The 15,136-nt window shown below is 69.2% G+C and carries 9 protein-coding genes and 1 pseudogene; 4 read left to right on the plus strand and 6 right to left on the minus strand.

Going from position 1 to position 15,136, the window contains the following annotated elements; all coding sequences use genetic code 11:
• Positions 1 to 476: 476 nt before the first annotated feature.
• From AC50X6_RS15360 to AC50X6_RS15370, 3 genes are all read right to left on the minus strand, one after another.
• Complete coding sequence (locus tag AC50X6_RS15360) at positions 477 to 3,953, minus strand: ATP-dependent helicase (protein ID WP_494967125.1); 3,477 nt, start codon at positions 3,951 to 3,953, stop codon at positions 477 to 479.
• Positions 3,954 to 4,069: 116 nt separating this feature from the next.
• Positions 4,070 to 7,450 carry an ATP-dependent helicase gene (locus AC50X6_RS15365; protein WP_494967050.1) on the minus strand — a complete coding sequence of 1,127 codons (3,381 nt, stop codon included), beginning with the start codon at positions 7,448 to 7,450 and terminating at the stop codon, positions 4,070 to 4,072.
• Positions 7,447 to 7,863, minus strand: coding sequence for an MGMT family protein (locus tag AC50X6_RS15370; RefSeq protein ID WP_494967051.1), 417 nt, complete (start codon positions 7,861 to 7,863; stop codon positions 7,447 to 7,449). Before AC50X6_RS15370 ends, AC50X6_RS15365 begins: the two co-directional genes overlap by 4 nt.
• 119 nt (positions 7,864 to 7,982) lie before the next feature.
• On the opposite strand from AC50X6_RS15370, the gene AC50X6_RS15375 reads away from it, so the two are divergent.
• From AC50X6_RS15375 to AC50X6_RS15390, 4 genes are all read left to right on the plus strand, one after another.
• The gene (locus tag AC50X6_RS15375; RefSeq protein ID WP_326965721.1) at positions 7,983 to 8,693 is read left to right on the plus strand and encodes a 3'-5' exonuclease; all 711 of its coding nucleotides are present in this window, start codon (positions 7,983 to 7,985) and stop codon (positions 8,691 to 8,693) included.
• Positions 8,694 to 9,066: 373 nt separating this feature from the next.
• Positions 9,067 to 10,017 (plus strand): ABC transporter substrate-binding protein, encoded by a 951-nt coding sequence (locus tag AC50X6_RS15380; RefSeq protein WP_494967052.1) that lies wholly within the window; start codon positions 9,067 to 9,069, stop codon positions 10,015 to 10,017.
• A 21-nt stretch (positions 10,018 to 10,038) separates the two neighbouring features.
• Complete coding sequence (locus AC50X6_RS15385; protein WP_494967126.1) at positions 10,039 to 10,803, plus strand: amino acid ABC transporter permease; 765 nt, start codon at positions 10,039 to 10,041, stop codon at positions 10,801 to 10,803.
• Entirely contained in the window at positions 10,800 to 11,537 is a 738-nt protein-coding gene (locus tag AC50X6_RS15390; RefSeq protein ID WP_494967053.1) for an amino acid ABC transporter ATP-binding protein, read from the plus strand. Before AC50X6_RS15385 ends, AC50X6_RS15390 begins: the two co-directional genes overlap by 4 nt.
• 121 nt (positions 11,538 to 11,658) lie before the next feature.
• Here AC50X6_RS15390 and hemL read toward each other — a convergent pair whose 3' ends face one another.
• The 3 genes and pseudogenes from hemL to hemB form a co-directional block, all read right to left on the minus strand.
• Positions 11,659 to 12,990 (minus strand): glutamate-1-semialdehyde 2,1-aminomutase, encoded by a 1,332-nt coding sequence (gene hemL, locus AC50X6_RS15395; RefSeq protein ID WP_494967054.1) that lies wholly within the window; start codon positions 12,988 to 12,990, stop codon positions 11,659 to 11,661.
• Positions 12,991 to 13,013: 23 nt separating this feature from the next.
• A pseudogene (locus tag AC50X6_RS15400) lies at positions 13,014 to 14,143 on the minus strand (LLM class flavin-dependent oxidoreductase).
• On the minus strand, positions 14,143 to 15,123 hold the full coding sequence (gene hemB, locus AC50X6_RS15405) for a porphobilinogen synthase (protein ID WP_494967055.1): 981 nt from the start codon (positions 15,121 to 15,123) through the stop codon (positions 14,143 to 14,145). Before hemB ends, AC50X6_RS15400 begins: the two are co-directional and overlap by 1 nt.
• Positions 15,124 to 15,136 lie beyond the last annotated feature (13 nt).

Below are 15,136 nucleotides of genomic sequence, written 5' to 3' on the forward strand. Positions count from 1 at the left end.
GAGGACCAGGTTCTTCCCTCAAAGACGCTTTTTTCCTCAAGGAAGAACTGTTGATCGATGGTGTTTCCATGTGTGTCGCAATTCCCGTTCATAGGGGGTGTTGCAACGATCACTAGAACTCGCCGGGGCCGGGCACAATGACACTATGTCCACCCGCTGCCCCCGGCACGGGGCATGTCCCTTCGGGCCGGGCGTCCCCGCGCGGGACATGCCCATTCTTCGCACCCGGGACCGGGCACAATGGCACTATGTCCACCCGCTGCCCCCGGCGCGGGACATGTCCCCTTGGGCCGGCATCCAGTCCAATTGGCCAGTCCAGCGGGACATGTCCATTTTTCGCACCCGGGACTGGACACAATGACACTATGTCCATCCGCTGGCCCCGGCGCGGGGCATGTCCCTGAGCCCGGCCACCGCCCGGACCCCCAACCCCCAGCCCCGGACCCCGGACCCCGACGAACTAACGGAAATGGCCGCTAGCCGCGGCCCTGCCCCAGGGCCGCGGCCACGATCGCTTCGAGCCGCTCCGCCGACCCCAGATCGTGCGGCCGGACCACCTGGTTGTCCGCAACGTAGTAAAACGCTGCCCGCACCTGATCCAGCGGGACGCCCTTCAGGCGCGACCAGGCGAGCCGGTAGACGGCAAGCTGGACGGCCTTGACCTTCAGCTGGGAAGCCGAGGGCCGGCGACCGGTCTTCCAGTCCACGAGGTCCCAGCCGCCGTCGGCGTCCCGGAAGACGGCGTCGATCCGGCCACGGACCACAACGTCGCCGATCCGCGTCTCAACGGGGACCTCGACATGCGCCGGGGCCCGGTGGGCCCACTCGGACCGGCGGAAGGTCTCCACCATGGCGTCCAGGCCGTACGCCACGTCAATATGGTCATCGGAGCCGGTTGCCTCGCCAAGGTCCAGCATGCCGGTGGAGCCGAAATACTCCTCCACCCAGGCGTGGAAGGCAGTGCCCTTGCGGGCGGACATCCCGGGCTCCCGCGGAACCGGCCGCCGGAGCCGGGCGACGACGGAGCCTGCGTCTTCGTCCAGATCCACCAGGGTGGACGCCGAGATATGGCCCGGGAGGTGGACGTGGTGCATGGTGGTCCGCCGGGACCGGCGTTCCAGCAGCCTCGAGGCCTCGCGGGCCCAGCCCGCGGCCGGGCCGCGCAGCGGGCGCCGGGTTACCCCGCCGGCCTGAACTGCAGCCCGTTCGGAGACCACTGCCGGACCGAGGATGTCCGCATCGAGGACGTCCGAATCGAGGACGTCCGAATCTAGCGACTGCAGCACCCGTGCGGCTGCCGCTTCCATCGCGGCCCGGCGGCCGGCGACGAGCCGCAGCCGGGAGCCCGTCCGAGGATCGATCGGTCCCTCGAGAGGGTCATACGGCCACCCTGCCACGTCGAGTTCCGCGGTCAGCGGGCTCACCTCCGGCAGCGAGTCCTCCGTGACGGAGAGCGGGTGGATTTCCGCGGCGCCGTCGGCCGCCAGAGCCTCAAGCCCCGCCAAGAACGGCGACATTTCCGCCATCCCGGCCCGGGAGCCCACCCAGGCGGCGCTTGATACCCAGAGGACATGCTTGGCCCGGGTGTAGGCCACGTAGGCCAGCCGGCGTTCCTCGGCTTCCCCGTGGACCTGAACGGCGGACTTGAACTCCTTCTCGGCGTCGAGCCAGCCCTTCTGATCGGGCTGGTCGAGATCCCACTGCGGCAGGTCCGCACGGTCCCCGCGCAGCGGCCAGGGCAGGGCGGCGCTGCCACTGCTCCAGCGCGAGTCGCGGCTGCTGGGAAACGCCCCGGCGTTGAGCCCGGGAACAAACACAACGTCCCATTCCAGGCCCTTGGAGGCGTGCACGGTCAGAAGCTGCACGGCCTCGTGGTTCACTTCAGGCGCGGCGGCATCGAGGCCGTTTTCCTCCGCAGCCGCAGCCTCGAGCCAGGCCAGGAAGGCGAGCACGTCGATGCGCCGTGCGGTGTGCAGGAATCCGGCGGCGGCGTCCTGGAAGGCATCCAGGTTCCGGCGTGCCTGGTGGATGCTGATCCCGGGCCGGGCCGCGACTTCAATGTCCAGCAGCATGGCCCGCTCCACCTCGCCAAGAAGGGTGGTGAGATCATCGCCCAGGTAGCCGCGCAGCTGGCGGAGTTCGGCCGAGAGCCGGTGGAGCCGTTCCAACGCTTCGGGGCTCAGCCGGCGGCCGTGCGCGGATATCCAACCCTCGCGCGGCAGCCAGTCCAGTGCCTCGACCAGGCTGGCGGCATCCGTGAGGTCGCCCTCGATCACCACCGCATCCGCGCCGTCGTCGGTGTCGGCATCGGTGTCGTCATCCGTGCCGTCGTCCGTCCCGGGGCTGCCGGGGCGACCCCTGCGTCGGGCGAGGAAGCTCGACCAGTCGCGGAACGCCATCAGGTCCGCGGGGCCGATCCGCCAGCGTGCGCCGGCCAGCAGGCGCATCAGCGAGTCCGAGCGGCCCGGATCCGCCAGGACCCGGAGGGTTGCTACCAGGTCCACGATCTCCGGGGTGTCCAGGAGCCCGCCGAGGCCGACGATCTCATAGGGAATCCCGCGCAGCTCGAATTCCCGGCGGATGCACTCCATTTGGGCCCGGCGCCGGCACAGCACCGCCATCGCGGGCGGCTCGGGGTCCGCCGTCGACCCGTCAAAGTCCGTGACGCGGAACGTCAGGACGTCGGCCGCGATCGCTGCGGCCTCCTCTTCGTCCGTGCCGAAGCGGCCCATCACCACCCGGCCCTGGACCGCGCCGGGGCTGGGCTGCAGCGGCGGGACCTCGACCGCGTCGGGGGTATCCCGCGCGCCTGCGGTGCCGGTGTGGGCCGCGGCCTTGCTGAGCGGGGCGGAAATGACGTTGGCGGCGGAGAGGATGTTCCGGCCGTTGCGCCAGGCGGTGGTGAGGTACGACGTCGGCGCCACGGCAAAGCGCGGGGTGGCGGCGGCCGGATGCCCGGTTCCGACCCGGACCGGGAATTCGCGGACGAAGTGGAAGAGCTGGCCCGCGGACGCGCCGCGGAAGCCGTAGATCGACTGGTTCGGGTCCCCCACCGCGGTCACGGCGTGGCCGTCGCCGAAGAGCCGGGAAAAGAGGACAAGCTGGGCGTGTGAGGTGTCCTGGAACTCGTCCAGCAGCACCACCTTGTACTTTTGGCGTTCGGTTTCCGCGGCAACCGGGATCTCGTTGGCCACCCGGGCTGCCAGTGCCACGAGGTCACCAAAGTCCAGCGCACCCCGGGCCCGTTTGGCGTCGGTGTAGCGGCCCACCATCTCAGCGACGCTGGCCCGGGTGCGCAGCAGGGCGCTCAGCTCCCCTGCGGCCTGGCTGGGGTTCTTTTTGGCGGTGGCGAGGTATGGCAGCGCCTCGAACTCGCCGGCGCGTTCCAACAGCCAGCCGCTGACTCCGGCGGGATCCTGGAGGTGTTCCGCGCATTCGCCTGCCAGCTGGATGACCGCCTTGACCAGGGTGGACTTGGCGGAGCGGAAATGCTGGTAGTCGCCGTCGAACGCCTCCACCACTTCGCTGGCGAGCTGGAAGGACTGGGCCCCGCCGAGCAGCACGACGTCGCGTTCGACGCCGAGCCGGAGCCCGTAGTCGGACACGATCGCGCTTGCGTAGGAATGGTAGGTGGAGACCTTGGGCTCGAGCGCGTCCGTCCTGAGCAGCCCGGCCGGGAAGACTCTATTCTCAGTGTCTTCCGCGGCGATCCGGGCCAGGGCGGCCAGCTTGGCACGGATGCGGGTGGCCAGTTCCCCGGCGGCCTTGCGGGTGAAGGTCACGCCGAGCACTTCCTCCGGCCGGACCCAGCCGTTGGCGACAAGCCACACTACCCGGTCCGCCATCGTGGCGGTCTTCCCCGAGCCGGCGCCGGCGATCACCAGCCGCGGAGCCAGCGGCGAAGAGATGATGAGGGACTGCTCGGCCGTGGGGCTGTTCTTCTCCCCCAGCATTTTGGCGAGTGCCTCGGGGGTGAACCGCGGGGTGGGCAGGGGTGCGTGCCGAGCGGCGGGCAGTTCGGCCGGAAGGGGCCCGCTGCCGTCGAAGGGCCTCGGTGTTGGCTCGGCGGTCATTCGGTGACCTGCTTTCCCCGGGCGCACAGCGGGCAGACCTCGGGCAGCCGGCAGCCGTGGCCGCCGTGGCCACCCTTGGAAGGGTCGTGGCGGGCCTCGAAAGTACTCCCGGACATGACCCGGGCAGCATCGCCCACCATCTCCAGCGCCCAGTTGTCCGCCGGATCCAGCGGTTTCTGGGCCTGCACGCCGGGGCTCTTGGTGGTGGTGCCGAGCTGCGCCAGGACGGCACCGCCCGGACGCGGCGGCGGGCCGTCGTCGGGTCCGGCAAAACCGCCCGCGAGCACGGCCGCCTGGTAGGCGCCCAGCTGCGGGTGGCGCTCGAGATCGGCCTTGCCCGGCTGCCGTTTGCCGGTCTTGAGGTCCACGACCACCAGCCGGCCGTCAGCGTCGATCTCCAGCCGGTCGACCTGCCCGCGCAGCATGGCGGGGCGGGCAGGCCAGGGCTCGCCGTCGGCCCCGGGACCGGCGTCAGCGCTGGCGCTACCGGCCGGGGCCGCAACGTCAGGGAGTTTGACTTCGAAGTCCTGCTCGACGCCGACCAGGGACCGACCCTCGCTGCGCATGAGCAGCACATACTGGGCCAGCTTCCGGACCATCGATTCGGCGCGCTGGAAGTCCAGCTTGCCTTCCCAGTTGTCCTTCATCCCGAGCGCGGGCCAGCGGCGGACCAGTTCGGCGACGTATTCCCCGCCCGAGGCATCCGGGAGGTCCTGCGCGATGGCGTGGACAAGCGTGCCGAGGCTGCGGGCAAAGTCGGTTGCCGCCTCTCCGCCGGCGGCCTGGACGAACCAGTCGAGCGGCGATTTCTGCACCGTTTCAACCTTCGACGGCGAGACGTAGACGGTGCTCCCCGGCGGGACCACCGGCTCGCCGGAGGACAGCTGCGCCAATCCCCACCAGTCAGCCGGGTGCGCCCCCGGTACCGGCGGCTCCGCGGCGGCGAGGGCGCCGAGGACGGCGCTTGCCTCCAGGGCTTCAGGAGCGTCCAGCTGGGCGTATTGGCGCAGTTCGGCCACGAGGGCGCGAAGGGTCAACGGCCGCTCCACCGGGGTGAATCCGCGCCGGTCCCGGTCCGGATGCAGCGGGGCCACGTAGTCCAGGAAGGAGGAGGGCTGATCGTCCTCCGAGGACACAGCGGTGCAGATCAGCACCTGCCGGGCCCGGGACACCGCCGTGGAAAAGCTGCGCAGCTCGTCATAGCGGATCTCGCGCAGCCGGCTGAGCGGGTCCAGTTGCAGGGCATAGTCCACCCCGTGCTCGACCGCGTCCGCGAACAGGGTGCTGCCGAGCAGTTCGCCGCGGAGCCGGGTGTTGGGCCACACGCCTTCCTGCAGTCCGGGGACGATCACCACCGGCCATTCCCGTCCGGCAGCGCTGGCAGGGGTCATGAGTTCCACGGCGTCCTCCAGCTGTGCCCTCGCGGCCAGGGTGTCCATCGGGAGCTCCTGGCTGAGCAGGTACTCCAGGAACTGCTCCGGTCCGGAACCGGGCAGCTGGTCCACGAAGCGCTCGGCGGTGTGGAACAGGGCCATCATGGCATCGAGGTCCCGGTCCGCGCGGGCGCCGGCGGCTCCCCCGGCCAGCGCCGCCTCGGTCCAGCGCGAGGCGAGGCCGGTGGAGTTCCACAGCGCCCAGAGCACCGTTTCGGCGTTCCCGCCCTTGGCCTCCGCGGCTTCCCGGCCGGCTTGGATCATCCGGGCCACCCGGCGTGCGGAGTGGCCCTCGACGCCGATCGTGGCGAGGGCCCCGGGCTCCAGCAGCGCCTCGACGAGGAGCACGTCACTGGTGCGCCCGCCGCCGCCAAGAATTTCCTCCCGGCGCAGCGACTGGCGCAGCCTGCGCAGTTCGATCGAGGTGGCTCCGCCGACCCGGGAGCTCAGCAGGGCGACAGCAGCCTCGGCCGTGAGCATTTCGGGGTCCAGGACCACCGTGTAGGCGTCCAGCAGGGGCCGGACGGCAACCTCATCGCGGACGGCTGATTCGGCCACCGGAATCCGGACCGGGATGCCCTGGCCGGAGAGGTAACGCTGGAGCTGGCTGAGCTGGCCGCCGTTGCGGACAATGACGGCGATGTCGCCGAGTTCGCGGCCCTCGTTGAGCTGGGCTTCCAGGATCCGCTGCGCCACGTAGCGCAGTTCGTGCACGGGGGACGGCAGGAGGTGCGCCTCAACGGAGCCCGCGGAGGGGCCGCCGTCGGGAGGTGCTGCCGCAGGCTGTGCCGGCTGTTCGAGCCGCCGCGCGGACTGCCCGCCGGCGCGTCGGGAGATGCGCCCGGCCACCGAGAGCCAGGCGTCGGCCACGGCGGGGCTGTGGCGGTGGGCGGTCCACAGCGGGCGCTCCAGCAAAGAACCGCCGGCGGGTGCCAGCAGGCGGGGCAGTTCGGCCACGAGGTCCGGGCGGGCGCCGCGGAACCCCTGGACGACGGTGTCCGGGGAAGCGGTGATGATGGCGTCCTTGCCCGCGGCGATGTCCGCGAGCAGCTCGAACACGGCGGGGTTGGCTTCCTGGATGTCGTCCACCAGCACCAGCTGGAGCCGGTCCCGCTCCGCGGCGAGGAAATCCGGCGCATCCTGAAAGATCTGGCGGGCGGCGGTGATGATGCCGGCAGGGTCGAAGGCTTCGGGCATCCGCAGGTCCAGGACGTCGCGGTACTCGGCATACAGCGCCGCCGCGGCCACCCAGTCCGGCCGGTGGCAGCGCCCCGCGAGGACCACAAGATCGTCAGCGGTGCGGCCGGATTCGATGATCCGGTCGAAGAGTTGGCGGACTTCCTGCCTGAAGCCGCGGGTCTGCAGGGCTGCCGCCAGGTCCACGGGCCAGGGCAGCTCCAGCCCCGGCTGCGTGTGTCCTTCAAGCAGTTCCTTAATGATGAGGTCCTGCTCCGGACCCGAGAGGAGCTTCGGCGGACGCGGCAGCGGCAGGATGCCTTCCGCCTTGGCGCGCCGGATCACGTCGAAGGCGTACGATGCCCAGGTGCGGGCCGGCGTCGTACTCAGACTCCGGTCCAGCCGTGCGGTGAAGCGGTCCCGGAGTGAATCGGCGGCGAGCCGCCCGGGCGCCAGGATGAGCATTCGTTCCGGGTCCAGGCCGTCGCGTTCCGCGCGGCGGACGGCGGCCTCGAGAAGTACCGTCGATTTTCCCGTGCCCGGTGCCCCGGGGACGAGGACGGGACCGGAACCGTGTGCCACGTCGACGGCGGCAAGCTGGTCCCCCGAGAGCACGGGCACTGTGCTGTGCTGCTTGCGCGGCGGCAGCAGGCGAAGGGATGAACCGGAGGTGCCGGATCTGGTGCCGCGGAATCCACCCTTTGCGGGCGGTGCCGTCCTGGGCGTCGTGGGCTGTGGCGTAGCAGGGGTTTGGCTGGGGGTGCTCACACAGTCATTTCATCATCAGGGGCTGACACTTTAGGCGAGGAGCGTCCAAGCCGCCCGGCGATGGCGTCAATCCGGCCGAACTCGCCGTCCGACGGCGCCCATCGCGCAGCCGTGATGTCCACCCGCCAGCGTCCCTCCCCGCTGCGGAGGTAGTCCGCATAGCTGCCGAGCAGCGGCGTGCCTTCAACGATGTACAGGGCGATGGCCTCGCGCTCGTGGCCGGGCGGGGCGTCACCGCTGGCTTTGAGGACCCGCCACCACGGGACCGTGCTGCCGTGATGGCTCATGACCGAACCCACCTGCCGGGCCCCGCCGGAGCCGAGGAGTTCGGCGACGTCGCCATAGGCCACGGCGGCGCCTGCGGGGATCAGTGCCACGAGTTCCAGCACCGCCTCCACATAGTCCATCCGCATGGCATAAGCCTAGCGGCCGGGGCCGCGGGAGCGGGCCAGTGCGGGGCCGTCGGAGCGCGCCAGTGCGGGGACCGGGGTGGTGGCCCGCTACTGTCGGCGGCAGCAGGTAGCGTTGAAGCATGAGCACTTGGAACACCCTCCCCCGCGCAGCCTTCGACCTTGAAACCACCGGGCGGGACTCCCGCGCCGCGCGGATCGTCACGGCGTCCATCACCGTCGTGGACGCCGACGGCGGGATCATCAAGGAACACGAGTGGCTCGCCGATCCGGGGATCGAAATCCCGACCGAGGCCAGCGACATCCACGGTGTCACCACCGAGCAGGCCCGCCGCGAGGGCCGCCCCGCCGCGGATGTCACGCGCGATGTCGCCGCCGTGCTCCAGGAGTTGTTCGACGCCGACGTCCCGGTGATCGCCTTCAACGCCAGCTACGACTTCACCGTGCTCGCCGCGGAATCGGCCCGCTACGGCATTCCCCAGCTGAGCCGTTTCCCGGTCCTGGACCCATACATCATGAACAAGCAGGTGGACCGTTACCGCAAGGGCAAGCGCACACTCACCGCCCTGTGCGAGGAGTACGGCGTCAACCTGGACAACGCGCACACCTCGGCGGCCGACGCGCTGGCCACCCTGCGGATGCTCGACGCCATGGCCGGCAAATTCCCCAAACTGCGGATGCCCGCCAGCCACCTGCATCAACTCCAGATCGAATGGGCATCCTCGCAGGCCGCTGACTTCCAGACGTACCTGCGCAAGACCAAGCCCGCCGCCGTGATCGAGGGCGACTGGCCCGTGCTGCCCCCCGAGGACGCCGGCCGCGGCGATTTCTAGGGCGGCCGGGCGTCATGGAAGGAAACGTGCGGGCAAAGACGGCCCGTGAATCGACCGCCGCGGCGCCTGATTCCAGCAATTGCGACCGAAGTCACACACCCGCGACCAACCGATCGCCGGGCGCGCCCAAGCCGATCATTCCGCTGCAGCCCGCCTGCGTCGCCCAGATCACGGGCGATACCTGGCACAGCTGAAGTAAATTCGGTGAAAGCAGCTTCTGCCCTGCACTGCTTCGGATTCATCCGGCCTCAGAGTCAGGTGTAACAATAATATTCGCGGACCCACCTGCCCCCTGCCGGCGCTGATGCCCCGGGCCGGGCTGCACTGCGCGGCCCCGCGACCCCCTGAACTTCCGATGAAAGTGATTTGCGCGATGAAATCCAAAGCGATGAAGTGGCTGACTACCGTCCCGGCGGCGATTGCCGTTGCCGTATCCTTGGCGGCCTGCGGCGGCGGAACAGCCGCCCCGAGCGGAACGCCCAGTGATGCCCTCGCCGGCAGCGACCAGACCTCCCTGGACACGTACACGACCGCCGACGTCACTCCCCTGGACACGATCGACAAGTCAAAACTTGGCCTGATCACCGAGGGAACCCTGCGGGTGGGCACCCTCTCGGACGCGCCGCCAAACATCTTCATCGACCCCGCGGGCAAGTTCACCGGGTACGACAACGAGATCATGCGTGCCATCGGCGACAAGCTGGGGCTCAAGGTCGAATTCGCGTCAACCGACTTCTCCGCGCTGCTCTCCCAGGTCAACAACAAGCAATTCGACGTCGGATCCTCCTCGATCTCCACCACCGACAAGCGCCGTGAATCGGTCGGCTTCACCAACGGCTACGACTTCGGCTACATGGCCGTCGTGACGAAGGACAACGCCCCGATCAAGTCCTTTGGTGACCTCAAGGCCGGGGTACGTGTCGGCGTCGTCCAGGGCACCGTCCAGGATGACTATGTCACCAACACCCTCAAGCTTGAGCCCGTCCGCTTCCCGGACTACAACACGGTCTACGCCAGCGTGAAGAACGGCCAGGTGGACGCGTGGGTGGCCCCGTCCCAGCAGGCCACGGGCCAGGTCAAGGAAGGCGACAAAACCAAAATCGCCGAGAAGGTCGTCAATACCCAGAACTTCACCTCTTACGCCGTTAACAAGGACAACAAAGCCCTCATCGACGCGTTGAACACGGGTCTGGATGCGGTCATCGCCGACGGCACATGGACCAAACTGACGTCCGAGTGGTACACGGACCGCCAGACCGCGGCGGAACAGACTCCGCAGGGCTGGAAGCCGGGCAGCAAGGCCGTCCAGATCCCGGCCAAGTAGCCCGGGGCGTCGATGAATTTCCTGGATATCCTCAAGCAACTTGGCGAGACTTTCCTCGACTGGCAGGCGATGGGCGAAGTCATCCCCATGATGTTCGCGGTGGGCCTGCCGAATACGCTCGTCCTGGCCGTTACGTCAGGGATCATCGGAACGCTGCTCGGGATGGTGCTTGCCCTGATGGGTATCTCCAGGAACGCTGCAGTTCGCTGGATTGCGCGTGTCTACACCGACATCCTGCGTGGGCTGCCTCCCGTCCTGACCATCCTCGTGATCGGTCTCGGCTTCGGTCCGATCATCCGGCAACTGACCGGTTCCACGAGCCCCTACCCGATGGCCGTGGCGGCACTGTCGCTGATGTCGGCGGCGTACATCGGTGAGATCTTCCGTTCCGGCATCCAGAGTGTGGACAAGGGACAACTCGAAGCTACCCGCGCCCTGGGATTCGGCTACGGCCCTTCGATGCGGCTGGTGGTGGTGCCGCAGGGCATCCGGCGGGTTCTGCCCGCCCTGGTCAACCAGTTCATCGCCCTGATCAAGGAGTCGTCGCTGGTTTTCCTCCTGGGCCTGCTGGCCTCGGAACGGGAAATCTTCCAAATCGGCAAGGACGCGGCGTCGACCAGCGGGAACCTGTCCCCGTATGTTGCCGCAGCAATCTTTTACCTCGCCCTGACGGTTCCGTTGACACACTTCGTGAACTGGATTGACGGCCGGCTGCGTTCCGGCCGGCCGGAAAAGAAGGAACCCGATGAAGCGGCCGCAAAGGTCGGAAAGGGGGCCCAGGCATGAGCGAGTTTGCTTCAGGGTCGCTGACAGCGAAAAACATCCATCTGTCCTTCGGTTCCAACCATGTCCTCCGCGGCATTGACCTGGCGGTGGAGAAGGGCACCACTGCATCGGTGATCGGCCCGTCCGGTTCGGGCAAGTCCACGCTTCTCCGGGTGATGAACCGGCTGATCGAGCCCGATCAGGGCGACATCATCCTCGATGGGAAGTCCGTGCTAAAGGACAACCCTGATGAGCTCCGCCGGCGCATCGGCATGGTCTTCCAGCAGTTCAATCTGTTCCCGCATAAGACCGTGGCGGAAAACGTCTCGCTGGCACTGCACAAGCTCCGCGGCATGTCCAAGGAGCAGGCGCGGGCCGAGGCGCTGGAACAGCTGGACCTCGTGGGTCTCAAGCACAAGGCGGACGCCCGGCCCGCCAACCTCTCCGGCGGGCAGCAGCAGCGCGTGGCTATCGCCCGTGCGCTGGCTATGAAGCCCGAAGTGATGTTCTTCGACGAGGCAACCTCCGCCCTCGACCCGGAGCTCGTCAAAGGCGTTCTCGCCCTGATGGCGGAGCTTGCCGAGGGCGGCATGACCATGGTGGTGGTGACCCACGAGATGGGGTTCTGCCGGAACGTCTCGGACACCGTCACGTTCATGGATGCCGGCGTCGTGGTGGAGTCCGGCCCGCCGGAGCAGCTCTTCACCAACCCCCGGACCGAACGGTTGCAGGGCTTCCTCTCGGACGTCCTGTAGACCGCGGTTCTGCAGCGAAAACACTTTGGGCACCCGCCGCGGCGGGTGCCCAAAGTGTTTTAAGCACCGTCCCAACTAGCGACGCCGGACCCCGCGCCGCCGGCGGTGCAGCTTCCGGAGGCTACGCCTTCGCGGCAGCCGCCGCCTTCGCCGCGGCCGGCAGGGCGTCGAAGATCCGGTTCATCGCGGCGTCGTCGTGCGCGGCGGAGAGGAACCAGGCCTCGAAGACCGACGGCGGCAGGTAGACGCCCGAATCCAGCATCGAGTGGAAGAACGGTGCGTAGCGGAAGACTTCCTGGCCCTGGGCGTCGTCGTAGTTGTGCACGCCGCGGGCGGAGGTACCGAACGCCACCGAAAACAGGTTCCCGGCGCGCTGGATCGAATGGTCCACGCCGGCCGCTGCCAGCGCCGAGGACAGCGCGGCAGAGAGTTCCAGCGCGCGGGCATCCACGAAGGCGTACACCTCCGGGGTGGCATGGGTCAGGGTGGCGACGCCGGCGGCCATGGCCACCGGATTACCGGACAGCGTGCCGGCCTGGTAGACCGGGCCCAGCGGCGCAAGGTAGTCCATCACGTCCGCACGTCCGGCAAGGGCCGCCGTCGGCATCCCGCCGCCGATGACCTTGCCGAAAGTCAGCAGATCCGGGGTCCATGGTTCGGCCGCGTCCACCGCCCCGCCGGTGAGCCCCCAGTAGCCGGAGCGGCCGGTGCGGAAGCCGGTCAGGACTTCGTCGAGAATCAACAGGGCGCCGTGTTCGCGGGTGATCCGGGACAGGCCGGCGTTGAAGCCCTCGCCGGGGGTGACGACGCCCATGTTCGCGGGCGCGGCCTCGGTGATGACCGCGGCGATGTTCGCACCGTGGGTGGCGAAGGCCGCCTCAACGGCGGCCAGGTCGTTGTACGGCAGCACCAGGGTCTCGGCGGCGGTGGCCGCGGTGACGCCCGCGGAACCGGGCAGGGCGAGGGTGGCCAGGCCGGACCCGGCGGCGGCGAGGAGGCTGTCGAGGTGGCCGTGGTAGCAGCCGGCGAACTTGATGATGAGGTTCCGGCCGGTGAAGCCGCGGGCCAGCCTGACGGCCGTCATGGTCGCCTCCGTCCCGGTGGACACCATCCGGACGCGCTCGGCCGCGGGGACGCGTTCCCGGACGATCGCCGCGAGGTTGGCCTCGTCCGGCGTCGAGGCCCCAAAGGACAATCCGTGGTCGACGGCGGCGTGTACGGCGGCGAGGACTGCCGGGTGGGCGTGTCCCAGCAGCGCCGGGCCCCAGGAGCAGACCAGGTCCACGTACTCGTCGCCGTCGGCGTCGGTCAGGTAGGGGCCGGTGGCGTTGACCATAAACCGCGGGGTCCCGCCGACGGAGCCGAACGCGCGGACCGGCGAGTTGACGCCGCCCGGCATCAGCTGGCGGGCGCGGTCGAAGAGTTCTTCGTTGCGGGGGTGGCTGGAAGTCATGGTTCCTGTTCTTTCAGTCGCGTTCAATGGAGTGGCGCAGCGCCGGCCAGCAGGGTGGCCACCCGGGGTGCCACCTCGGTGCCGAACAGCTCGATGGACCGCATCATGGCGGCGTGCGGCAGGGTGCCGTGGCTGTATTTGAGGTCGAAGCGGTCCACGCCGAGGTTCTCCTTCAACAGGGCGATCTTCGCGGCGACGGTATCCGGCGAGCCGACGTACAGGGCGCCTTCGGGGGCGCACAGGGCGTCGAACTCGGCCCGGCTGCCCGGACCCCAGCCGCGCTCGGAACCGATCAGGTTGCGCTGGCCGAGCCAGTGCGGGAAGAGCTCTTCCCGTGCTTCCTCGTCGGTCCCGGCAACGTGGCCCGGTGAGTGGGCAGCCAGCTGCTGCACCGGGTGGCCGTATTTGCCCATCGCCTCGCGGTACAGGTCCGCCAAGGGGGCAAAGGACCGCGGCTGGCCGCCGATGATGGCGAAGATGATCGGGTAGCCGTATTCGGCACAGCGCAGCACCGATTCCGGGGTCCCGCCGACGCCGATCCAGGCGGTCAGCAGGTGGTGCTCCAGCGGCGGGTAGGCGCTGAGCCCGTTGATGGCCGGCCGGGTGCGGCCCTCCCAATGGATGGGTCGCTGCGCCCGGACCTTGTCAAAGAGCTCCAGCTTCTCCTCGAAAAGGACCTCGTAGTCCGCCAGGTCCAGCCCGAACAGCGGGAAGGACTCGATGAATGAGCCGCGGCCCAGCATGACCTCGGCCCGGCCCTCGGAGATGGCATCCACGGTGGCGAAGCGCTCAAAGACCCGGATGGGATCATCGGAGCTGAGCACCGTCACGGCGGAGCCGAGCCGGATGTGCTTGGTGCGGGCTGCGGCGGCGGCGAGGAATACCTCGGGGGCGGACACGGCGAAGTCGCGGCGGTGGTGCTCCCCCACACCAGGTGGTGCTCCCCCACACCAAAGGCATGCAGCCCCACCTGATCCGCGAGTTCGGCCTGTTCCAGCAGCTGCCGCAGCACCTGGGCGTGCGGGACGGGATGCCCGTCGGGGAACACCCCCACGTCGCCGAAGGTGTTCAGGCCCAGCAGGATCCGGCCCGGCCCGACGGGCGCGGTGGGGTCCGCCGCCGGGACCGGGTCAGTAGTTGCCACGGCGTTCATCAGGACTCCTGCAGCCAGCCGGCGAGCTCGGTGGCCCAGTAGGTCAGCACCATGTTGGCCCCGGCGCGTTTGATGCCCAGGACGGATTCGGTGATCGCCGCGCGGCGGTCGATCCACCCGTTGGCGGCGGCGGCCTCGATCATCGAGTATTCGCCGGAGATCTGGTAGGCGGCAACCGGCACCGGACTCATCGCCGCGACGTCGGCGAGGATATCGAGGTAGCTCATGGCGGGCTTCACCATCACGATGTCGGCGCCTTCGGCGAGGTCCAGCTCCACTTCAAGCATCGCTTCGCGGCGGTTGGCCGCGTCCATCTGGTAGGTGCGGCGGTCGCCCTTGAGCTGCGAGTCGACGGCCTCGCGGAAGGGACCGTAGAACGCCGACGCGTACTTCGCGGCGTAGGCCACCACGGCTGTGTTGGCGTGGCCGGCGTCTTCCAGCGCCTGCCGGATGACGCCGATCTGGCCGTCCATCATGCCGGAGGGCCCCAGCACGTGGGCGCCGGCCTCAGCCTGGGCGACGGCCATCCGGCCATAGATCTCCAGGGTGGCATCGTTATCCACGTAGCCGCCGGCGTCGAGGACGCCGCAGTGGCCGTGGTCGGTGAATTCGTCCAGGCAGACGTCGCTCATGATCACCAGTTCGTCGCCCACCTCGGCGCGGACGTCCCGGATGGCCTTGTTCAGCACGCCGTCGGGGTCCAGCGCGGCGGTGCCGGTGGCGTCGCGGACGGCGGGGATTCCAAAGAGCATGATGCCGCCGACGCCGCGTTCCACGGCTTCGGCCGCGGCGCGCTTCAGCGTGTCGGTGGTGTGCTGCTGCACACCCGGCATCGAGGCAATGGGATTCGGCGCGGTGAGGCCGTCGCGGATGAAGGCAGGCAGGATGAGTTCCGCGGCCGAGAGGCGGTGCTCGGCCGTCAGCCGTCGCATGGCCGGGGTGGTGCGGAGCCGGCGGGGGCGGTGGCTCGGGAAGCTCATGGGGTGTCCTTTG

The organism is Pseudarthrobacter sp. HLT1-7 (assembly GCF_059383435.1).